The sequence below is a fragment of the Streptomyces sp. BJ20 genome (genome assembly GCF_022869105.1).
In the GTDB taxonomy this organism is placed as follows: Bacteria; Actinomycetota; Actinomycetes; order Streptomycetales; family Streptomycetaceae; genus Streptomyces; species Streptomyces griseoincarnatus.
On sequence record NZ_CP094918.1, the window covers coordinates 4,522,330 to 4,535,732 of the forward strand.

At 74.8% G+C, this 13,403-nt stretch carries 12 protein-coding genes; 6 read left to right on the forward strand and 6 right to left on the reverse strand.

The window, feature by feature from the left end; all coding sequences use genetic code 11:
- Window positions 1-74: 74 nt before the first annotated feature.
- From MTR79_RS20265 to lnt, 3 genes are read right to left on the reverse strand one after another with little or no spacing between them, the layout of a single operon-like run.
- Window positions 75-875 carry a 3-hydroxybutyrate dehydrogenase gene (locus tag MTR79_RS20265; RefSeq protein WP_102637072.1) on the reverse strand — a complete coding sequence of 267 codons (801 nt, stop codon included), beginning with the start codon at window positions 873-875 and terminating at the stop codon, window positions 75-77.
- A gap of 55 nt (window positions 876-930) precedes the next feature.
- Window positions 931-1,404, reverse strand: coding sequence for an NUDIX domain-containing protein (locus tag MTR79_RS20270; RefSeq protein ID WP_244793259.1), 474 nt, complete (start codon window positions 1,402-1,404; stop codon window positions 931-933).
- Window positions 1,287-3,098, reverse strand: a complete 1,812-nt coding sequence (lnt, locus tag MTR79_RS20275) for an apolipoprotein N-acyltransferase (RefSeq protein ID WP_244791647.1) — start codon at window positions 3,096-3,098, stop codon at window positions 1,287-1,289. Before lnt ends, MTR79_RS20270 begins: the two co-directional genes overlap by 118 nt.
- Window positions 3,099-3,417: 319 nt before the next feature.
- Here lnt and MTR79_RS20280 point away from each other — a divergent pair, with 319 nt between their 5' ends.
- On the forward strand, window positions 3,418-4,413 hold the full coding sequence (locus MTR79_RS20280; RefSeq protein ID WP_086705118.1) for an O-antigen ligase family protein: 996 nt from the start codon (window positions 3,418-3,420) through the stop codon (window positions 4,411-4,413).
- Between the two features lie 181 nt (window positions 4,414-4,594).
- On the opposite strand, the gene MTR79_RS20285 is transcribed toward MTR79_RS20280, so the two are convergent.
- Window positions 4,595-5,137, reverse strand: a complete 543-nt coding sequence (locus MTR79_RS20285; RefSeq protein ID WP_244791649.1) for a hypothetical protein — start codon at window positions 5,135-5,137, stop codon at window positions 4,595-4,597.
- 49 nt (window positions 5,138-5,186) lie between these two features.
- Window positions 5,187-5,981, reverse strand: coding sequence for an aspartate/glutamate racemase family protein (locus MTR79_RS20290; RefSeq protein WP_189363997.1), 795 nt, complete (start codon window positions 5,979-5,981; stop codon window positions 5,187-5,189).
- Window positions 5,982-6,020: 39 nt separating this feature from the next.
- On the opposite strand from MTR79_RS20290, the gene MTR79_RS20295 reads away from it, so the two are divergent.
- Window positions 6,021-7,214 carry a glycosyltransferase gene (locus tag MTR79_RS20295; protein WP_086705121.1) on the forward strand — a complete coding sequence of 398 codons (1,194 nt, stop codon included), beginning with the start codon at window positions 6,021-6,023 and terminating at the stop codon, window positions 7,212-7,214.
- Between the two features lie 7 nt (window positions 7,215-7,221).
- Here MTR79_RS20295 and MTR79_RS20300 read toward each other — a convergent pair whose 3' ends face one another.
- The gene (locus tag MTR79_RS20300) at window positions 7,222-8,490 is read right to left on the reverse strand and encodes a TerD family protein (protein WP_244791651.1); all 1,269 of its coding nucleotides are present in this window, start codon (window positions 8,488-8,490) and stop codon (window positions 7,222-7,224) included.
- Window positions 8,491-8,796: 306 nt separating this feature from the next.
- Here MTR79_RS20300 and MTR79_RS20305 point away from each other — a divergent pair, with 306 nt between their 5' ends.
- The 4 genes from MTR79_RS20305 to MTR79_RS20320 all read left to right on the forward strand — a co-directional run bounded on the left by MTR79_RS20305 (window position 8,797) and on the right by MTR79_RS20320 (window position 13,397).
- Complete coding sequence (locus tag MTR79_RS20305; RefSeq protein WP_048456475.1) at window positions 8,797-9,234, forward strand: DUF6643 family protein; 438 nt, start codon at window positions 8,797-8,799, stop codon at window positions 9,232-9,234.
- A gap of 60 nt (window positions 9,235-9,294) precedes the next feature.
- Complete coding sequence (locus tag MTR79_RS20310; protein ID WP_244791653.1) at window positions 9,295-10,122, forward strand: MOSC N-terminal beta barrel domain-containing protein; 828 nt, start codon at window positions 9,295-9,297, stop codon at window positions 10,120-10,122.
- Between the two features lie 94 nt (window positions 10,123-10,216).
- Window positions 10,217-10,828, forward strand: coding sequence for a hypothetical protein (locus tag MTR79_RS20315; protein WP_244793261.1), 612 nt, complete (start codon window positions 10,217-10,219; stop codon window positions 10,826-10,828).
- A 124-nt stretch (window positions 10,829-10,952) separates the two neighbouring features.
- Complete coding sequence (locus MTR79_RS20320; protein ID WP_086705351.1) at window positions 10,953-13,397, forward strand: right-handed parallel beta-helix repeat-containing protein; 2,445 nt, start codon at window positions 10,953-10,955, stop codon at window positions 13,395-13,397.
- Window positions 13,398-13,403 lie beyond the last annotated feature (6 nt).

The window sequence follows — 13,403 nt, forward strand, 5'->3', positions numbered from 1 at the left end:
CTCATCCGGCGGCCGCCCCGTCAGCCCTGTGGAAAACTCCGCCGGCCGACGGCCGGCCGCGGTCGGTGTCAGGTCTAGTGCGCGGTCCAGCCGCCGTCCAGGACGAGGGAGGTGCCGGTGACGAAGGACGCCTGCGGGCCGCACAGGTAGGCGACGGCCTGGGCGACCTCCTCCGGTTCGATCAGACGCTTGAGCGCGCTGTCCTGGAGCAGCACCTCGGTCACGACACGTTCCTCCGGGATGCCGTGGGCGCGGGCCTGGTCGGCGATCTGCTTCTCGACCAGTGCGGTGCGCACATAGCCGGGGTTCACGCAGTTGGAGGTGACGCCGTGGGACGCGCCCTCCAGGGCGGTGGTCTTGGACAGCCCCTCCAGGCCGTGCTTGGCGGCCACGTACGCGGACTTGTAGGCGGAGGCGCGCAGCCCGTGCACGGAGGAGATGTTGACGACTCTGCCCCAGCCCTGCCCGTACATGTGCGGCAGGGCGCCCCGGATGAGGCGGAAGGGAGCCTCCAGCATCACGGTGAGGACCGTGTGGAAGACGTCCGGCGGGAACTCCTCGATGGGCCGCACCAGCTGGAGTCCCGCGTTGTTGACCAGAACGTCCGTCCCCGCGGCGGCGGCCTCGGCGGCGTCCAGGTCGGTGAGGTCCAGGACGTGCGGCTCGACGGCGCCGCCGAGGTCCGCGGCCGCCGCGGCGAGCGCCTCCAGCCCTCCGGCGTCCCGGTCGACGGCTCTGACCTTGGCGCCCGCGGCCGCGAGGCGCAACGCGCAGGCGCGGCCGATGCCGCCGGCGGCGCCGGTGACGAGCGCGGTACGGCCGCCGAGGTCGAGGGGGGTGTCGTGGGGAGCCGGGAGGGCACTGGGCGCGGTCATGGGGTTGACCCTAGGCAGCACGCCCCGGACGACCCATGTGGTCGCGCCCCACAGTTCAGCTGTTTCCAGTGGGGTCGAGCCATGTGGGTGCGGGCTCGAACCAGGTGGGTGCGTCGGCGAGCGCCTGCTTGATGCGGAAGCTCGCGAAGTCGTTCAGCTCGGGCAGCGCGTCCACCGCGAACCAGGCGACGTCCAGCGACTCGTCGTCGTTCACCCGGGCCTCGCCGCCGACGGCACGGCAGCGGAAGGTGATGTCCATGTACTGGCAGATGTCGCCGTTGCCGTACGTCACCGGCTCCAAGGCCTGGACCAGCACCACCCGCTCCACCGCACAGCGTACGGCGGTCTCCTCCTCGACCTCCCGCACGGCGCAGGCCGCCGGCTGCTCCCCCGGGTCGGGGATGCCGCCGATCACCGACCACTTGCGGGTGTCCGCGCGGCGGTTGAGCAGCACGCGGCCGTCGTCGTCGAAGACGAGGGCCGTGACGCCGGGCAGCCACAGCAGTTGATGACCGGCCGAGGCGCGCAGGGTGTGGATGAAGTCAGGAGTCGCCATGCCCCGACCCTAACCGCCGCCCGAGGGCGCATCCGGGCACGTCGGAGGGTCGTCCCCCGCTGCTCGCCGGTCCGCCGGGCGCGTGCCGCGGCGGCCACGCCCCAGCCGAGTCCTCCTGCGGCGAGGAGGACGAGGAGGCTCTCCGGGAGGGTGCCGAGGCGGGTGGCGGGGGTCTGCGAGGTGCGCAGCGGCACCTCCTGCACCAGGTGGTCGGCGACGAACATGCCGGTCCTCTGCGTGATCGTCCCGTCCGGCATGATGACGGCGCTGACGCCGCTGGTGACCGGCACGGTGACCGCGCGGCTGTGCTCGACGGCGCGGACCCGGGACATGGCGAGCTGCTGGTAGGTCATCTCGCTGCGGCCGAAGGTCGCGTTGTTGCTGGGCACGGAGATCATCTTCGCGCCGTCGGTGACGGTGTCGCGCACGGCCCAGTCGAAGGCGGCCTCGTAGCAGGTGACCAGGCCGACGGCGGCGCCGTCCCGGTCGAACACGCCCGGCTCGGAGCCGCGGCTGAAGTCCTGGCGCACCATCGAGGTCCACTCCTCGTTGATCGCGCCGACCAGGGAGCGCAGCGGGAGGTACTCGCCGAACGGCTGGATCTGCCGCTTGTCGTAGGTGTCGACGGGACCCTTCACCGGGTCCCAGAGGATCTGCTCGTTGAGCAGCTTCCCGTCGCGGGAGACCACCGCGCCGACCGAGATCGGCGCGCCGACGGCCTTCGCGGCGCGGTCGACGACCTCGCGCGCGTCGTCGTTGGCGAAGGGGTCGATGTCGGAGGAGTTCTCCGGCCACAGCACGATGTCCGGCCGCTCGGCACGGCCCGCGGCGACCTCGGCCGCCAGCCGCTCCGTCTCACGCGCGTGGTAGTCGAGGACGGCACGGCGCTGGGAGTTGAAGTCCAGGCCGAGACGGGGCACGTTGCCCTGGATCACCGCGACGGTGACCGTGCCGTCCTCGGCCTTGTCCGTGACCAGGGCGCGCGCCGCGAACGCTCCGGCCAACGGCACGGCGACGCTCAGCACGCCGACGACCGCGGCGGCTTTGTGCAGGCTCCCGGTGCGCCGCGCCTTCACGGCGAGCCGTACCACCTCGTACAGACCGAAGCCGCACAGCACCACGGCGAACCCGAGCACCGGGGTGCCGCCGAGCGCGGCGAGCGGCAGGAACACGCCGTCCGCCTGACCGAAGGCGACCTTCCCCCAGGGGAAGCCGCTGAACGGCACGCGCGCGCGTGCCGCCTCTCCGGCGATCCACAGCGCCGCCGCCCACACCGGCCATCCGGGCAGCCGCGACACCACGGTGATCCCCGCGCCGACCAGCGCGACGTACACGGCCTCGATCACCACCAGCGCGAGCCACGGGCCGGGGCCGACCTCCACGCCGGTCCACACCAGCAGCGGCAGCAGGAAGCCGAGGCCGAAGAGGTAGCCGAGGCCCAGACCCGCCTTCCAGCTCCGGCCGCGCAGCAACCATCCGAGAACGGCGAAGGCGGGCAGGGCCAGCCACCACAGGGTGCGCGGCGGGAAGCTGACGTAGAGGAGGAGGCCCGCGAGCGCGGCGGCGCCGGCCGGGAAGAGGCGCGCGCGCCACTTCCGCCAGGCCGAGGGCGTGGTCTGCGGCGGCATGGGGTCCGACGCGCCGACGGATGTTGCGGTGACGGTCACCCGGGGAGTCTACGGCGCATGACCTGGGGCCGGACAGCACGGTCGCGGGGCGACGGGGAAGCGGGACGGTACGCGGTCCCGCCGCCCGTCACCGTTTCCCCGCGAGTCGTCACCAGCCGTCCCCAAACGGGCCACCAGCCGTTACCGTGTGCCGGTGCCTTGTCCGCGCGGCCCGACGGGGGGTCCGCGGGCGGGGACCGTCTCAGGGGACGGGGGCACGACGTGGGCGGGGTGCGGGGTGGGTTCAGGAACGACGGACAGGGCGTCCGCGGGCGCGGACGCGGACGGCGAGAGACGGACGGGGCCCGACGCGGCGGGTGTGGTGGTGCTGGGCGCGTGCGCGGCCTGGCCCCTGATCACGGCGGCGGCCCGTGACGGCCGTCCGGAGGGGATGCTGCTCGCGGTGCTGGCCGTGGCCGCGGGGTACGCGGCGGGCCGGATCGGCGGGGCGCTGCTGCCGGTGGCCGCGCCCTGCGCGGGCGCGCTGGCCGGGATCGGGCTCACGGTGTGGGTCCCCCATCTGGCGCCGGGCCCGCAGATCACCGCGCCGCTCGGACACGCCGGGGCGACGACCGCCATGGTGATCCTGTCGGCGGGGGCCGCCTCCTGCGCGGCCTGGGCGGCGTCCGGGTCCGCCGTCCGTTCGGCGATGCGGCTGCTCGCGGCGGGCATCGCGGTGACGGCGGCGATGCTGGGTTCGGTCACGGGGTGTGTGGCCGCGGTGGTGGTGCTGGCGGTCTCGCTGGCCGCCGGCCGGGTACGGCGCCGTGGCGCCGCCCTCGCCGGGCTGGGCGTGATCACCGCCGGGGCGGCCGGGCTGACCTGGGCCGTCGCCGGGAGCGCGGTGCCGGACGGTTTCGCCGCGTCGCTGGAGGGGCGGCTCACCCCGCACCGGGTGGCGTTGTGGCACGACGCCCTCGACCTGGCCCGTACGCACGCGGGTCTGGGCGTCGGACCGGGACGCTTCGGCGAGCTGAGCGCTGCGTCCCTCGGGTCGCCGCTGTCCGACGGCAAGCCGCACTCCGCTCCGCTCCAGCTCGCGGCGGAGCAGGGCGTGGTCGGGGTGCTGCTGCTGACGGCGGCGTTCGGCTGGCTGCTGTACGCCCTGTGGCGCAGTCGGCGCCCGACTCCGGTGGTACTGACCGTGGCCGCCGCCCTGACCGCGCTGGCGGCCGTCGCCACGGTGGGCAACGCGCTCAGCTTCACGGCGGTGGCGGTCGGCACGGGCTACCTCGCCGGCCTCGCGACTTCCCGCCCCTTCGCCCTGGACACGGCCCGCCGTGCGGGCGAGGTACGGGGAGGAGCCGTTCGGTGAAGGGCCTCTCGTGACTTCCTCACGAGCGGCGGGGGCGACGGTTCCGCGTGCGAGCCGCTCAAGGGCAGCATGCCGCGAGCTGCCCGGGACGCGCGTGGGACGATTCAGTGCCGCGTCTCGGCCCGAGGGGCGACTTCCGCCCCGCCCGGTGACGGAACGCCGCGCCCGGAAGCACGGCCGCTCAGACCTTGTCCGGCCTCCTCAGCCGCAGCCGGCCGCGGATGACCCGGACCGCCGCCTCCGCGTCGTCCACCGTCACGGTGAAGGTGTGGCCGTCGGCGAGACGGAGGACCACACCCTCACCTCGGCGGACGACGACCGCCGTGCCCTTCTCGGGGCGCCAGCGGTAGCCCCAGCCGCCCCAGTGACGGGGGGTGACGTGCGGGGCGAAGTCGGCGCCGGCGACGTGGGAGAGCGGGATACGGCGGCGGGGCACGCCGATGTGGCCGCAGCGCACCTCGAGGTGGTCCTCGTCGACCCGCAGCGCGACGTGCACGAAGGCGAGGGTGCCGAACAGCACCAGGAGTCCGGCCGCGATGCAGCCGACGACGGCCATGGCGAGCGGCGCGACCCCGGACGTCCACGTGGAGTCGACGGCCAGGGCGATGCCGAGTGCCATGCAGGCGGCGCCGACGAGCGCCAGCAGCCACTGGAAGCGGGCGGTGGCGCGACCGGTCCAGACCTCGGAGTACGGGCCGTGCTCACCGGAGCGGTGGTCCCTCATGCCTCGAGGTTACTCAGGATTCGCTCCGTGGGTACGGCCTCGCGGGGCGTTACTGAGCCGTCCGGGCGGGGACGGCCGCCTGGAGCAGCCCGCCCTCCGGGTAGGTGAGGGCGGCATCGGGCAACCCGCCGGGGCGCCCGCTGAGCAGCACGGTCAGTGTGCCGGTGGCGGGGGCGTCGGGGGCGGGCTGCTCGCCGAGCCGCCGCAGGGCCTGGGCGGCCACCGCACCGGCGGAGCCGTGCAGGGCGAGCGGCTGCGGTCCGGGGCTCGGCACGGCGGCCCGGATGCGGTCGGCGACCAGCTCGTAGTGGGTGCAGCCGAGGACGACGGTGGTCACGTCGTCCGGGGTGAGCGCGGCTGCCGCGGCGACGGCCTCGTCGATCGCCGTGCCGTCCGCGCGCTCCACGGCCTCGGCCAGTCCCGGGCAGGGCACCTCGGTGACGGTGACGCCCGCGGCGAACCGCTTGATCAGGTCGCGCTGGTAAGGGCTGCCCGTGGTGGCGGGGGTGGCCCAGATGGCGAGCGGGCCGCCGCCGGCCGCGGCCGGCTTGATGGCGGGGACGGTGCCGACGACCGGCAGGTCGGGCTCGTGGCGGGCGCGCAGGGCGGTGAGGGCGTGCACGGTGGCGGTGTTGCAGCCGACGATCAGGGCGTCGGGCCGGTGCACCGCGGCCGCCTCGGCGACGGCCAGGGCACGCCGGGTGAGGTCGGCGGGCGTCCTCGGCCCCCAGGGCATGCCGTCGGGGTCGAGGGAGAGCACCAGATCGGCGTCGGGGCGCAGTCGCCGTACCGCGGCGGTGGCCGCCAGCAGTCCGATTCCGGAGTCCATGAGCGCGATCTTCACCCGGCCACGATAGACGATGAGCCGCCGCGGGGCCGTGCCGTGGGGCAGACTGCGCACGTGAGCGCCGTCGTGTGGAGTGCCGCCGTGTCCCTCGCCGCCTGGCTGTGGCTGCTGCTGTTCCAGGGGTGGTTCTGGCGCACGGACGTACGGCTTCCGGTGTCGCGCGATCCGGACGTGTGGCCGGACGTGTGCGTGGTGGTCCCGGCGCGCGACGAGGCGTCCGTGCTGCCCGCGAGCCTGCCGTCGCTGCTCGCCCAGGACTATCCGGGCCGGGCGGAGATCTTCCTCGTCGACGACGGCAGCACGGACGGCACCGGGGACCTCGCCCGGGAGCTGGCGCGGCGGCAGGACGGGCTCGCGCTCACCGTGGTGACGCCCGGCGAACCGCCGTCCGGGTGGACGGGCAAGCTGTGGGCGGTGCGGCACGGCGTGGAGCTGGCCCGCGCCCGGGACCCCGAGTACCTGCTGCTGACGGACGCCGACATCGCGCACGCCCCGGACAGTCTGCGGCGGCTGGTGGCGGCGGCCCGGACCGGCGGCTTCGCCCTTGTGTCGCAGATGGCGCGGCTGCGGGTGGAGAGCCTGTGGGAGCGGCTGGTCGTGCCGGCGTTCGTGTACTTCTTCGCGCAGCTCTACCCGTTCCGCAGGATCACCCGGCCGGGTTCGCGGACGGCCGCCGCGGCCGGCGGGTGTGTGCTGCTGCGCGCCGACGCCGCCGCGCGGGCGCGGATCCCGGACGCCGTGCGGCACGCCGTGATCGACGACGTGGCCGTGGCCCGCGCGGTGAAGCGGAGCGGCGGGCGCGTGTGGCTGGGGCTCGCGGACGGCGTGGACAGCGTGCGCCCCTATCCGCGGCTGCGTGATCTGTGGCGCATGGTGTCGCGGAGCGCGTACGCGCAGTTGCGGCACAGCCCGCTGCTGCTGGTGGGGACGGTCGCCGGGCTGGTGCTGGTGTATCTGGTGCCGCCGGCCGCGGTGGCCGTGGGCGCGGCGGCGGGGAGCGTGCCGTGCGCGCTGCTGGGTGCGGCGGCGTGGCTGGTGATGACGGGGACGTACGTCCCGATGCTGCGGTACTGCCGGCAGCCGCTGTGGCTCGCGCCGCTGCTGCCGGTGACCGCGTTCCTCTATCTGCTGATGACGGTGGACTCGGCGGTGCAGCACCGTCGCGGGCGTGGCGCCGCCTGGAAGGGCCGCACCTACGCCCGTCCGGAGACCGTCGCCGAAGAGGCCTGACCGGCCGTCACTTGCGGCCGGGCGTCCAGTTCATGCCCCAGCCGTAGGCGTGGTCGACGGTGCGCTGCGGGCTGACGCCGCGCTCCGGGACCAGGTAGCGGGCCTCGCGCTGGACGACCAGGTCGCCGCCGTTGTTGGTGATGAGCGCGAGCGCGCACACCGTGGAGGGGACGGTGCACTCGTCGAGGGAGAAGTCGATGGGCGCGCCGTGCTGCGGGCGGAGGGTGACCGTGGCGTGCAGATCGGCGAAGGAGCGGGCGCCCTCGTAGACGGTGACGAAGACGAGGATGCGCCGGAACTGGTGCTTGTGGTCGAGGTTGACGGTGAGGTTCTCGCCGCTCGCCGAGGCGCCGGTGCGGTCGTCGCCGTCGAGGTGGATGAACGGCGGCTGGTGCAGCGAGCCGAAGGCGTTGCCCAGGGCCTGGACGACGCCCTTCCTGCCGTCCGTGAGCTCCCACAGGGCGCACAGGTCGAGGTCGAGGTCGGCGTGCATGGCGACCGGGCGGCCCAGCTTGGCGGCCCAGCCGGAGAACTGCTTGCGGATCTCCCAGTTGAGGTTGACGTGCAGGGAGCCCGAGGTGCCGCCCTGCTTGGTGAGGGACACGGAGGGCGCCGCCTTGGTGAGCGTCACCTTCGTGAGCTGGACGGGCGCCGGGGGTGCGGCGGGCGGGAGCGGCGGCTGCGGGACGGTTGCCGCAGGGGCGACGGGCGGGGCGGCCGGGGGCGCGACGGGTGCGGTGGGCGGCGCGGCGTGCTGCGGTTCGTCCACGGTGATGCCGTAGTCGGTGGCGAGGCCCTCGAGCCCGCTGCTGTAGCCCTGTCCGACGGCGCGGAACTTCCAGGCGCCCTGGCGGCGGTAGAACTCGCCGAGCACGAAGGCGGTCTCGGTGGTGGCGCCGGTGCTGTCGAAGCGTGCGGCCACGGCGCCGTTCGCGGCGTCCTTCACCTCGATGGAGAGGTCCGGGACCTGGCCGAAGGTGCCGCCGTCGCTGGAGGCGGCCAGGATGACGGTCTCGATGCCGGGCTCGACGCGCGTGAGGTCGACGAGCAGGGTGTCGGTGACCCGGCCCCCGTCCTGCCGCTTGCCCTCGTGGCGTACGGCGCCGGACTCGTGGGCGGGCTGGTTGTAGAAGACGAAGTCGGCGTCGGAGCGGACCTTGCCGCCGGCCAACAGGAGCGCCGAGGCGTCCGCGTCGGGCACGCCCGGGCCGGAGCGCCAGCCCACGTCGACCCGCAGTGCCGTGGCCGGCACCGGTGTGTTCGATCCCTTCGGCATGGACATGTCCCGCCCCCATCACAGGTCGCCGCGCCGGGCGAGCCCCGGCATCCGTCGGTGTGCGTCCGCCCAACCTAATCCCCCGCACGCGGGACGCCCACGCCCGCGGGCGCGAACCACCCGCCGGCCACCCCCGCGACCGCCGGTAACACCCTCGGAACTCGGCCTTTACACGAAATCCGCGCGACAGTACGCCCGATTTCCATAAGTTCGCTCGTATTAGGGATCGCCAGTCACCCAGGGCGCGGAAAACAACCCTCTTATCGGTCTCCCCAACCAGCACATCGTGGGCTTAACTTATGTGCCATGACCTCCCCCCGCTCCATGTATGGCGGCGGCTACTCCTCCGCTGCCTTCCCGGACACCCCGATCTACGACTCGCTCGTGGCCGAGCGGGGCACCCCGCAGATCGCCCCGATCCGGGTCCCCGCCGCGTACGAGGCGCCGGCCAGTCACCTGCCCGCGCTTCCCTCGGCGTTGCCGGCCCTTCCGGCGGCACCGTCCCAGCCGTCCTACGGCTATCCCCAGCCCGCCACGCCGCAGCCCGCCCCGCTCCAGCAGGCGCACACGGCGTACATCCCGCAGCAGGCCACCGCGCCGCGCGGCTACCCCGGCCCCCAGCCGCAGCCGCCGCGCCAGCCGCAGCCCGCCGGGTACGAGGCGATGCGCCCCGCGGCCGCCCCGCGGCCGGCGCCCGCGCCGTACCACGACCCCTACAACAACCAGCAGTACCGGGGGTACTGAGCGGGCCGAGCCGTGCCGGGAGGGCCCGGTGCCGTCGTCCGGTGATGGCACGATGGGCCCATGGGGAACGCTCGTGTGCGCTCGATCCACGTTCATCCGGTCAAGGCCTTCCGGAGCCTGCCGCTCCGGGAGGTCGTCGTGGAGCGCTGGGGTCCGGCCGGTGACCGGCGCTGGACGCTGATCGACGACGGGGGAAAGGTCGTCACGCAGCGCCGCCACCCGCGCCTGGCCCTCGCCGCCGCCGAGCCACTGCCCGGCGGCGGCGTCATGCTGTCCGCGCCCGGCCGCGATCCGGTCACCGTGCCCGTGCCGGCGCCGGGCGCGACCGTCCCGGCGGACGTCTTCGGCGACAAGGTGGAGGTCGTCCCCGCCGAGGACCCGGCCGTGCACGAGTGGTGCAGCGACTTCCTGGACACACCGGTGCGGCTCGTGCACCTCGACGACCCGGCCGTACGGCGGCCGGTCGACCCCGCGTACGCGCTGCCCGGCGAGACGGTCACGTTCGCCGACGGATACCCGCTGCTGCTCACCACGACCGCCTCCCTGGACCGGCTCAACTCCCTGGTCGCGCAGGGCGCGCACGCGCACGAGGGCCCGCTGCCGATGAGCCGCTTCCGGCCCAACGTGGTGATCGGGGGGACGGAGGCGTGGGCGGAGGACGGCTGGACCCGCGTCACCATCGGCGAGATGACGTTCCGGGTCCCCAAGCCGAGCGGACGGTGTGTGGTCACCACCACCGACCAGGACACCTCCCGGCGCGGACGCGAACCGCTGCACACCCTGGGCCGCCACCGGTCCGTCGGCGGCCGGCTCCTCTTCGGCGTGAACCTGGTGCCCCTCTGCCCCGGCACCCTCCGCGTCGGCGATCCGCTGGAGGTCGTGGCCTGACGCGCGCTCGGACGCACGGCCGCACGACGCGGGAACCCGGGCCCCCCTCCGGCGCGTTGAACGCCGTGAGGGATCGGTGTGGGACCGGGAGGGGGTGCGTGCCGTGCGGGCGGTCAGCGGACTCTGGCGCTGGCGGCGCAACCCGCTGCGCCGCCCCACCGACCTCGCGGAGGCGTGGCTGGCGCTCACCGCGCTCCTGCTGGTCACGCTCGCCGCGCCGCTGATCGGCGCCCTGACCGGAAGCGCCGCGCACGCGTCGCTGCAGCGGTCGGTCCGCGCCCAGCAGCAGTCCCGCCACCTGGTCACGGCCACGGTGGTGCGCGAGCTGGACCCGGCCCCGGCGACCACGGACCCGGAACTGCTGGGCGGGGACCCGAGTTCCCGCGTCCTGGCCCGCTGGACCGCCCCGGACGGATCCGGGCGGCGGGAGGCCGTGCAGGCGCGCCTGCCGGAACCCCGGCCGGGCGACACGTTCCGCATATGGACCGACGGGCGCGGGGACCGGGTCGCCCGCCCGCTGGAACCGGGCGCCGCGACGGCGCACGCGGTGCTCGCGGGCGCGGGGGCCGCGCTGCTGGCCGCCGGACTGTTCGAGGCCGGCCGGCGCCTGCTGCTGCGGCGGATGTTCCGCGGCCGGTACGCCCGCTGGGACCGCGAGTGGGGCCGCGTGGGCCCGGACTGGGGCAGGGCGGGCGCCGACAGCTGACGGCGTTCCGCCTCTGGTCAACTCGCCGCCCCCGCGCACGCTACGGTGGTCCGGCCGAACCGATCGGCAGCGACTCGGGCGGGAACGGTCCACAGGTACGACGAGGTGGGGGCACGGCAACACCATGGCACAGGGCACGGTCCAGGTGACGCACACCGGCACATCGAGGTGGCGCCGCCGCACGGGTGAGTACCCATCGCTCGCCGCCGCCCTGGAGGCCGCGGGCGAGGGCGACGTGCTCACCGTCGCTCCCGGCACCTACCGGGAGAACCTCGTCGTGCGGCGGGCGGTGACCCTGCGCGGGCCCGAGGGGTCGCCCGGCTCGGTGCGCATCGCGCCGCCGGACGGGGTGCCGCTCACCGTGCGCGCCTCCGCGGTGGTGCAGGACCTGCACGTGGAGGGACAGGACGCGACCGCCCCTGCCGTACTGGTGGAGGAGGGCACCCCCGAGCTGCGGGACATCCGCGTGGTCAGCCGGTCCGCGGCGGGCATCGAGGTACGCGGCGCCGCCCGGCCCACGGTGCGCCGCTGCACGGTCGACAACCCGGCGGGCGCCGGCATCGCCGTCGTCGACGGCGGGGGCGGGGTGTTCGAGGAGTGCGAGGTGGTCGCCGCCGGACAGGCGGGCGTCGCCGTGCGCGGCGGGGGCCACCCCCGGCTGGAGCGCTGCAAGGTGCACCACGCCTCCGGTTCCGGCCTGACCGCGACCGGGGAGAACTCGGCGCTGGAGGCCGTCGGCTGCGAGGTGTACGAGGTGCGCGGCAGCGGGGTGCAGGTGACGGGCCGCGCCACCGCCCACCTCACCGACTGCGACGTGCACCGCACCACCGGGGACGGGATCACGCTCGACACGGACGCCGTGCTGACGCTGGCCGACTGCCGCATCCACGACATCCCGGAGAACGCGGTCGACCTGCGCTCCCGCTCGGTGCTCACCCTGACCCGCACCACGGTGCGTCAGTTCGGCCGCAACGGCCTGTCGGTGTGGGACCCGGGGACGCGGGTGGACGCCAACCAGTGCGAGATCTTCGACAGCACCGGCGACTACCCGGCGGTGTGGGTGAGCGACGGGGCGACGGCCGTCCTGGACTCCTGCCGGGTGCACGACGTGCCGGACGCGTTGTTCGTGCTGGACCGCGGCTCGCGCGCGGACGTCGTCGACAGCGACCTCTCCCAGGTGCGGAACACGGCGGTGTCGGTGAGCGACGGCGCGACCGCCCAACTCGACGACTGCCGCATCCGGGAGGCGGCCACGGGTGCCTGGTTCCGCGACCACGGCAGCGGCGGCACCCTCAGCAACTGCTCGCTGGACGGCACCCAGACCGGCGTCATCGTCACCAAGGGCGCCGACCCGACCGTCGAGCGCTGCACGGTCGACTCCCCCGCCGAGGCGGGCGTGTACGTGTCCGCGGGCGGCCGCGGCACCTTCGAGCACTGCCGGGTCACGGGCAGCGGCGGCTACGGCTTCCACGTCATCGACGGCAGCCGCACGACGCTGCGCAAGTGCCGCACCGAGCGCTGCGCGCGCGGGGGTTACGAGTTCGCCGAGGGCGCCGACGGCGCGTCCGGCTCGGGCGGCCCGGTCGTCGAGGACTGCACGAGCGACGAGTCCGGCAGCCTGCGCGCCGAACCGCCCGCGCCCGAACCGGCCGTGCAGACCACCGGCCACACCACGGGCCTGCTGGGCACGGTCCCCTCCCCCGCCGGCGCCCCTGCGGCGCCCGCTCCCGCCGCCGTGCCGGAACCGCGGCGGGAGACGCGCACCTCCAAGGACGTCCTCGGCGAACTCGACGCCCTGGTCGGCCTGGAGAGCGTCAAGCGCGAGGTGCGGGCACTCACCGACATGATCGAGGTGGGCCGGCGCAGGCAGCAGGCCGGGCTGAAAGCCGCGTCCGTCAAGCGGCATCTGGTGTTCACCGGCTCCCCCGGCACCGGCAAGACCACCGTGGCGCGCCTGTACGGCGAGATCCTCGCCTCGCTCGGCGTGCTGGAGCAGGGCCACCTGGTCGAGGTGTCCCGCGTGGACCTGGTCGGCGAGCACATCGGCTCGACGGCGATCCGCACGCAGGAGGCGTTCGAGAAGGCGCGCGGCGGGGTGCTGTTCATCGACGAGGCGTACGCGCTGTCGCCGGAGGACGCGGGCCGGGACTTCGGCAAGGAGGCCATCGACACGCTGGTCAAGCTGATGGAGGACCAGCGGGACGCGGTGGTGGTCATCGTGGCCGGCTACACGGCCGAGATGGAGCGTTTCCTGTCGGTCAACCCCGGTGTGGCGTCCCGCTTCTCGCGCACCATCACGTTCGGCGACTACGGCCCGGAGGAGCTGCTGCGCATCGTGGAGCAGCAGGCCGAGGAGCACGAGTACCGGCTGGCCCCGGGCGCCGCGGAGGCGCTGCTGAAGTACTTCACCGGCATCCCCAAGGGACCCGCGTTCGGCAACGGGCGCACGGCGCGGCAGACGTTCGAGGCGATGGTGGAGCGGCACGCGAGCCGGGTCGCCCAGCTCGACGAGCCCACCACCGACGACCTGACGCTGCTGTACGCGGAGGACCTGCCCGCGCTCCCCTGAGCGCGG

What these genes read in the sequence shown, in the direction of transcription:
- MTR79_RS20265 (WP_102637072.1), bottom strand. Translation starts at nt 875, where the DNA reads ATGACCGCGCCCAGTGCCCTCCCGGCTCCCCACGACACCCCCCTCGAC.
- MTR79_RS20285 (WP_244791649.1), bottom strand. Translation starts at nt 5,137, where the DNA reads ATGAGGGACCACCGCTCCGGTGAGCACGGCCCGTACTCCGAGGTCTGG.
- MTR79_RS20300 (WP_244791651.1), bottom strand. Translation starts at nt 8,490, where the DNA reads ATGCCGAAGGGATCGAACACACCGGTGCCGGCCACGGCACTGCGGGTC.
- MTR79_RS20305 (WP_048456475.1), top strand. Translation starts at nt 8,797, where the DNA reads ATGACCTCCCCCCGCTCCATGTATGGCGGCGGCTACTCCTCCGCTGCC.
- MTR79_RS20310 (WP_244791653.1), top strand. Translation starts at nt 9,295, where the DNA reads ATGGGGAACGCTCGTGTGCGCTCGATCCACGTTCATCCGGTCAAGGCC.
- MTR79_RS20320 (WP_086705351.1), top strand. Translation starts at nt 10,953, where the DNA reads ATGGCACAGGGCACGGTCCAGGTGACGCACACCGGCACATCGAGGTGG.